The organism is Serratia sp. HNCC26DJ206 (assembly GCF_057180605.1).
Window position 1 is genome coordinate 1 of the sequence record NZ_JBXUGP010000139.1, and the last position, 540, is coordinate 540.

1 protein-coding gene is annotated in these 540 nt (G+C 52.2%); it reads right to left on the reverse strand.

What is annotated here, in order from left to right:
- Positions 1 to 192 precede the first annotated feature (192 nt).
- Positions 193 to 540: DUF1120 domain-containing protein (locus tag AC2A1E_RS24305; protein WP_484385894.1), on the reverse strand; the 348-nt coding region annotated here is incomplete at its 5' end.

The window sequence follows — 540 nt, forward strand, 5'->3', positions numbered from 1 at the left end:
ATGGGCACCCACAGAGGCCAACAGCAGGGCAATAGCACTGGTTTTGAAAAGAGAGGGATAAGTCATGATTTTTCACCTTTCAGCTTAATCGCAGGGGAAGAGTAAAATCGGGGGCTAAGGTAGTCCCTGATTTACAGTCCGGATCGGAACACAGATCAAAAGCTGGGGAGGGACCGCAGCTTGATAGAGTAATTATAGATACACCAGCTCAAGTGTGGTCAGGCCATCCATAACAACCGGCTTGGTCAGGTTCAGATCAGAGGCTTTGTTGATATAGGCCTGAACGCCCAGCTTGCCCGCCAGGGTGGTGAAGGCGATCGGTGTTGTGGTACCCGTTGCCGCCCAGGTGGAATAACGGGTGTTATTTGCAACAAACAGGCTACCTACTACGGTTTTACTCCAGGTAACCATGTCGCTACTGTAAAGGCTGTCTACGCTCACGCCATCCGCAATCATGGTACCGCCTGCCAGGCGAATGCCGTATCCACCGATTTTTGTCGTGCCGTCTAACCCGAGGCCATTGACGCCTTCACTTCCCGA